Origin of the sequence: Streptomyces sp. NPDC057302 (assembly GCF_042667685.1) — a bacterium.
In the GTDB taxonomy this organism is placed as follows: domain Bacteria; phylum Actinomycetota; class Actinomycetes; order Streptomycetales; family Streptomycetaceae; genus Streptomyces.
Map to the genome: position 1 here is coordinate 48,645 of NZ_JBHUZJ010000003.1, position 6,000 is coordinate 54,644.

Consider the following 6,000-nt stretch of genomic DNA (forward strand, 5'->3'; position numbering starts at 1 on the left):
TCCACTATCCGTACTAGTACTCTCACGCAGAGTACGAGTGGCTGACCTGGCACGCTGAACCCACAAGCGGCCACCTTGATGCCATGACAGTCAGCCCGACTCCCCAAGTGACCGTTACCGTGCGTGTGTTCGCCCAGCGGTTCAGCTCCACTCCGCGTGGTGCGCGTCTCGCCCGGCATCTCGCCGTGCACCGGCTGGACGCCTGGGGCATCCCGTACGACTCCGACGCCTCGGACACCGCCGCGCTGCTCGTCGCCGAGCTGGCCGCCAACGCCGTCACCCACGGCCGCGTACCCGGCCGTGACTTCGAGGTGCGGCTCAGCCTCTGCGCACACACCCTCCGCATCGACGTGTCGGACCCGCGCGGCGAACGTCGGCCCGACGGGCCGGGCACCGTCGACGTTCCCCCGGCCGGTGCGGACGGGGGGCGAGGGCTTCTTCTCGTCGAGGCGCTGGCCGACCGGTGGGCCGTCCTGGACCGCCTGCCCGTCGGCAAGACAGTCCGCGCCGAGCTGGACCTGCGTTATCACTGATCACGCCTGGGCGGACGCGAGCCATTTCTATGGGTGCGACTGAGTCAGCAGCACCCATGCGCCGTTAACCCACGTGTACGCATCCCCGCAAGAAAGCGCAAGCCAAACAGCACCTACCGAGAACCAGTGAATCTCGAATTCACCCGGAAGGGTATCGAAAGTCAGCCCTGCCAGGGTTTCGAATCCGCGTACCGAAGTACCCTTGTCCAGATGAATGGAAGATCCACTCGAATTCTTGAAGACAACACTCTCCAAAGTCCAACTCGGGGCATCCGCACCCGGTAGGTTGATCTTCTTCTTCAGAATGGATTCACACCTGGCGAAAGGGTCGGACCCGGAGGTGGAAGCCCGACCTTTAACTACCTGGAAGCAGTCGCGGGCAGCTTCTTGGAGGAACGACTTACTGAACTCTATCGAGGCGCTGGCCAAGATGGCACCTACTGTCACTGCGACAGGGTCCACCTGGAATGATCCGAGCGTGAGAGCGATAGGTATCGACGCTCCACCAACCGATAGATATTTACCGTCCGAGAGATCGGCCAGGCGCTTGAACCTGTCGCCAAGCTGCCGCTCATCTACCGTTTCGACTTTGAAGGATGCACCTTCATTGGGCCACCACAAGGCTGTTTCGTTGAACGCTAGGCCTGCTTCCGCCGGGGTACCACTCACCGAGGTTGACTCGCGACGTAAGAGCGATTCTCCATATTTCCTCGGAAATGTAAGGGACGACTCTTCGTTGGATTTCAGTTCTCGCTGCTTCTTTGGGAACTGTTTTGACATAGGGAGCCCCCTGCCGCGCCGACTGTCCTTACTGGTGTACCGCGAGGATCACCGCTTGTCAGCCGGCAAGCATGGCCCCGCGTCAGCGGAGGTAAGAGAGGGGACAAAGCCCCCTACAGCAACCCCCTCACTACCCGCACCAACCCCTGAGCCCGAGGATCCGCAGTAACCCCCTTGTTCATCCCATTGGTCACGTACCCGAACCCCACCCCCGACTCCGGATCGGCGAAGCCGAGCGCACCCCCGCGCCCGGGATGCCCGAAGGACCCGGCCCCCAGCAGCGGGGAAGCCCCACCGTGCAGCATGTAGCCGAGCCCGAAGCGCGTGTTCACGACCAGCACCCGGTCCGCCCCCGCGGACACCTCACCCCGCGCCAGCTCCACCGTCTCCGGGGTGAACAACCGCACCCCGCCCTCGACTTCACCGATCAGCGAGGCGTAGAACCGCGCCAGTGACGCGGCCGTCGCGATGCCGTTCGAGGCCGGGAGGACCGCCGCCCGGTACGCCGGGTCGTTCTCGTCCGGCGAGGGAGTGATCGCGCCGAACGCCCGCTGCGTGAGCGAGTCGGGATCGGCGTACGCCTCGGCCACGTTCCGGCGGGGGCGGATCTTCAGACCCCCCGGAGCCTCGGGCGCCGCGATGCGCCCGATCCTCCCGACCCGCCCCTCCTCGGCAGGGGGAAGCCCGACCCACAGGTCGAGGCCGAGCGGCCCGGCAACCTCCGAGGCCACCCACTCCCCCATCGACCGCCCCGTCACCCGCCGCACCAGCTCCCCGGTCAGCCAGCTGTACGTCTGGGCGTGGTAGCCGTGGTCCGTGCCGGGCTCCCACGCGGGGGTCCGCGCGGCGACCGCGGCGGCGGCGAAGTCGGGGTCCGCAGCCTGGGCGGGTGTCAGCGGGACGTCGAGCGCGGGCACTCCCGCCCGGTGCGCGAGCAGGTCCCGGACCAGCGCACCCTCCTTGCCCCGCGCCTTGAACTCCGGCCAGTAGGCGCCGACGGGCGCGTCCAGGTCCAGCTTCCCGCGCTGGTGCAGCAGGAGCAGGACGGCGGCGGCCACGCCCTTGGTGGCCGAGCGGACGATCTGCGCGGTCCCGCGCTCCCACGTCCCGCCCCCGTCGAACGACTCCGTGCCGCCCCACAGGTCCACGACCGGCCGCCCGTCCCGGTAGACCGCGACCGCCGCGCCCTGCTCACCGAGCTCACGGAAGTTGCGGACGAAAGCGTCTCGGACCGGCTCAAAACCCTCGGCGACCGTGCCGCGCACATCGACATCCATGACGGAGCCAACAGCCACCCACCGCCATGGATTCCCTACCGGTTCACCTTCGCCGTCTTCGGATCGAAGCCGAACGGCAGTTCAAGGCGGTGCGCGCCCATCAGGTCGTCGTCCGCGAGGAGGTCTCCCGTCGGGCCGTCCGCCGCGATCACTCCCTCGCTCAGGATCAGGGCCCGGGGGCAGAGTTCGAGTGCGTACGGCAGGTCGTGCGTGACCATCAGGACCGTCACGTCCAACGAGCGCAGGATGTCGGCCAGTTCGCGGCGCGATGCGGGGTCCAGGTTCGAGGACGGCTCGTCCAGGACGAGGATCTCCGGCTCCATCGCGAGGACCGTCGCCACCGCGACCCGCCTGCGCTGGCCGAAGGAGAGGTGGTGCGGGGGGCGGTCCGCGAACTCCGCCATTCCCACCTGCGAGAGCGCCTTGTGGACCTGTGCCTCCAGTTCGGGGCCGCGCATTCCCGCCGCCGCCGGGCCGAACGCCACGTCCTCCCGCACCGTCGGCATGAAGAGCTGGTCGTCGGGGTCCTGGAAGACGATGCCGACCCTTCGCCGGATCTCCGCCATGTGCTTCTTGCCGACGGGCAGGCCCGCGACGGTGACCGTGCCCGCGCCGCCCGTCAGGATGCCGTTCAGGTGCAGGACGAGCGTCGTCTTGCCCGCGCCGTTGGGGCCGAGCAGCGCGACGCGCTCGCCGCGGCCGACCGTCATGTCGACGCCGAAGAGCGCCTGGTGCCCGTCGGGGTAGGCGAACGCGAGGCCCGAGACGTCCAGAGAGGCGGGAGCAGTAGTCACAGGGTCCATCCCAGCAGGCAGACGACAAGAGCGGCGCCCGGCAGGGCGAAGGCGTACGTCCACTGTGCACGCGAGGCGGTGACCTCGTCGATCACCGGCATCGAACCGGCGTAGCCCCGGCTGACCATGGCCAGGTGCACCCGCTCGCCCCGCTCGTACGAGCGGATGAAGAGCGCGCCCGCGGACTTCGCGAGGACGCCCCACTGCTGTACGCCCCGCGCCTCGAAGCCGCGCGACTCACGGGCGATCTTCATGCGGCGCATCTCGTCCGTGATCACGTCGCCGTAGCGGATCATGAACGAGGCGATCTGGACGAGCAGCGGCGGCAGCTTCAGGCGCTGGAGGCCCAGGAGCAGCGAGCGCAGTTCGGTGGTGGAGGCCAGCAGCACGGACGCCGCGACGCCGAGGGTGCCCTTGGCCAGGACGTTCCAGGCGCCCCAGAGGCCGTTCACGCTCAGGGACATGCCGAGTACGTCGACGCGCTCGCCCTCCGCCACGAACGGCATGAGCACCGCGAACGCCACGAACGGGACCTCGATGAGCAGCCGCTTGAGGAGGAAGGGGAGCGGGACGCGGGAGGCGTGGGCCACCGTGCCGAGCAGCACCGCGTACAGCGCGAACGCCCACATCGCCTCGCGCGGGGTGGAGACCACCACGACCACGAAGCAGAAGACCGCCGCGAGCTTGGTGTGCGGGGGCAGCGCGTGCACCGGGGAGTGGCCGTGCCGGTAGAGCCGGTGGGCGTGGCCCGCTCCCATGTCAGGCTTTCTCGGAGATCTCGGAGACGGAGTCCGTGGCGGCCGGGCCCGCGTCCGTCGTACGGCGGCGGCGCAGCGCCCAGAAGATCCCCGAACCCGCGACGACGGTGACGCCGACGCCGATCACGCCCGCGAGGCCGCCGGAGAGGCGGGTGTCGGTGATGTCCTTGACCCCGTAGTCGGCGAGCGGGGAGTCCGACGTGGCGTGCTCCTCGGCCTTCTTGTCGATGCCCTTGTCGTGGGCGACCTTCTCCAGGCCGTCGGGGTTCGCGGAGGCGTAGAAGCTGACGAAGCCCGCGAGGACCAGGGAGGTGATCAGGCCCGCGATCCACACCTTGCGGTGCGAGCGTGCGGCGACGGGTGCGGGCACGGGCTCCTCGGCGGGGACGTCGACCAGTTCGCCGCCGACCCGGAGCTTGAGCTTCTGGGTCAGGCCGCGGGCGCCGTACACGAGGTCGGGGCGGACCGCGATGACGGCGCCGACGGTGAGCGCGGTGATGGCCGCCTCGCCGATGCCGATCAGGACGTGCACGCCGATCATCGCCGTGGCGACCTTGCCGAGGGAGACGTCGGTGGTGCCGCCGAGCGCGTAGAGGAACGTGAAGGCGACCGCGGCGGCGGGCACGGAGATCAGCGCGGCGACGAAGGAGGAGACGGTGATGGAGCGGCGGGAGCGCGGGAGCACCTTCACCAGGCCGCGGAAGATGAGATAGGCCACGACGGTCGTGACGATCGCCATGTCCGTGATGTTCACGCCGAGCGCGGTCAGGCCGCCGTCGGCGAAGAGCACGCCCTGCATCAGCAGGACGACGGAGACGCACAGGACCCCTGTGTAGGGGCCGACGAGTATCGCGGCGAGGGCTCCGCCGAGCAGGTGGCCGCTGGTGCCGGCGGCGACCGGGAAGTTCAGCATCTGCACCGCGAAGATGAACGCGGCCACGAGCCCGGCGAGGGGCGCGGTCCGTTCGTCCAGTTCGCGCCGTGCGCCGCGGAGGCTGACGGCTACCGCGCCGGCGGCGATGACCCCGGTGGCGGCGGAGACGGGTGCGTTGATGAATCCGTCGGGGACATGCATGCGCGCGCTCCTGGGCAGGACAGGAAGAAAGCAGGAAGAGGACCGAGCGGACCGCTCGTGAACCGTTCAATGATAGTGCCTTGTTGCGAACGGCTTGCAAGAGCGCCGGATACCCAGTTATCTGCGAATCCCTGGAGCGAGAATCCGAATATATGGGACATTAGAGGGCAGAAGGCATGTGATGGTGAGGAGTTCGGCGATGTCCGCAGTAGAGCAGTTCACCCGCGCCCACGTCGTCACGGACTCCCCTGACGACCAGCTCGCCGTCCCCGCCGTCCTCCGGTACGACCCGGAGGCCGACCCGCAGTCGGTGCGGATCGGCCTCCCTGGTTCTCACGAGTGGACCTTCGCGAGGCAGCTGCTCGAACAGGGCATGCGGGCCCCCACCACCAGCGGCGACGTCCACATATGGCCCTGCGGCCGGGTCCAGACGGTCCTGGAGTTCCACTCGGCGCAGGGGGTGGCGATCGTGCAGTTCGACGCTTCGGCGCTCATCCGCTTCCTGCGCCGCACGTACGCGACCGCCCCCGTCCCGCACTGACGCCCACGTCAGACACGGGCGAACTCCCGGCCCTCGTCCGAGGCCCCCTGCGCGCCCGCCTCACCGGCGTCACGCAGCCCCTCACCCTCGACATCCACGTTCGGCAGCGCGAGGACCGCCGGGACCAGCGCCATGCGCACGATGAAGGCGTCGAAGAAGACCGCGATCGCGAGGCCGAAGCCGATCATCTTGACCATCTGCTCGCTGGAGCCGATGCTGCGTCTTCCCGGGGGACACCCCCG

7 protein-coding genes and 1 pseudogene are annotated in these 6,000 nt (G+C 68.9%); 2 read left to right on the forward strand and 6 right to left on the reverse strand.

Annotation, left to right across the window (positions count from 1 at the left end; translation table 11 throughout):
• Positions 1–83 precede the first annotated feature (83 nt).
• Positions 84–533: an ATP-binding protein gene (locus ACFUPX_RS03240; RefSeq protein ID WP_383315024.1), complete on the forward strand. Its 450-nt coding sequence runs from the start codon at positions 84–86 to the stop codon at positions 531–533.
• A gap of 27 nt (positions 534–560) precedes the next feature.
• Here ACFUPX_RS03240 and ACFUPX_RS03245 read toward each other — a convergent pair whose 3' ends face one another.
• From ACFUPX_RS03245 to ACFUPX_RS03265, 5 genes are all read right to left on the reverse strand, one after another.
• Positions 561–1,313: a hypothetical protein gene (locus ACFUPX_RS03245; RefSeq protein ID WP_383315027.1), complete on the reverse strand. Its 753-nt coding sequence runs from the start codon at positions 1,311–1,313 to the stop codon at positions 561–563.
• 113 nt (positions 1,314–1,426) lie between these two features.
• Positions 1,427–2,590, reverse strand: a complete 1,164-nt coding sequence (locus tag ACFUPX_RS03250) for a serine hydrolase domain-containing protein (RefSeq protein WP_383315707.1) — start codon at positions 2,588–2,590, stop codon at positions 1,427–1,429.
• 35 nt (positions 2,591–2,625) lie between these two features.
• On the reverse strand, positions 2,626–3,393 hold the full coding sequence (locus ACFUPX_RS03255; protein ID WP_383315030.1) for an energy-coupling factor ABC transporter ATP-binding protein: 768 nt from the start codon (positions 3,391–3,393) through the stop codon (positions 2,626–2,628).
• Positions 3,381–4,142 carry a cobalt ECF transporter T component CbiQ gene (gene cbiQ / locus ACFUPX_RS03260; protein ID WP_383315033.1) on the reverse strand — a complete coding sequence of 254 codons (762 nt, stop codon included), beginning with the start codon at positions 4,140–4,142 and terminating at the stop codon, positions 3,381–3,383. Before cbiQ ends, ACFUPX_RS03255 begins: the two co-directional genes overlap by 13 nt.
• Position 4,143: 1 nt before the next feature.
• Entirely contained in the window at positions 4,144–5,217 is a 1,074-nt protein-coding gene (locus ACFUPX_RS03265; RefSeq protein ID WP_383315036.1) for an energy-coupling factor ABC transporter permease, read from the reverse strand.
• A gap of 199 nt (positions 5,218–5,416) precedes the next feature.
• On the opposite strand from ACFUPX_RS03265, the gene ACFUPX_RS03270 reads away from it, so the two are divergent.
• Positions 5,417–5,758, forward strand: coding sequence for an SsgA family sporulation/cell division regulator (locus ACFUPX_RS03270; RefSeq protein ID WP_383315039.1), 342 nt, complete (start codon positions 5,417–5,419; stop codon positions 5,756–5,758).
• A gap of 8 nt (positions 5,759–5,766) precedes the next feature.
• Here ACFUPX_RS03270 and ACFUPX_RS03275 read toward each other — a convergent pair.
• Positions 5,767–6,000 (reverse strand): annotated as a pseudogene (locus ACFUPX_RS03275) (hypothetical protein); the annotation flags it as partial.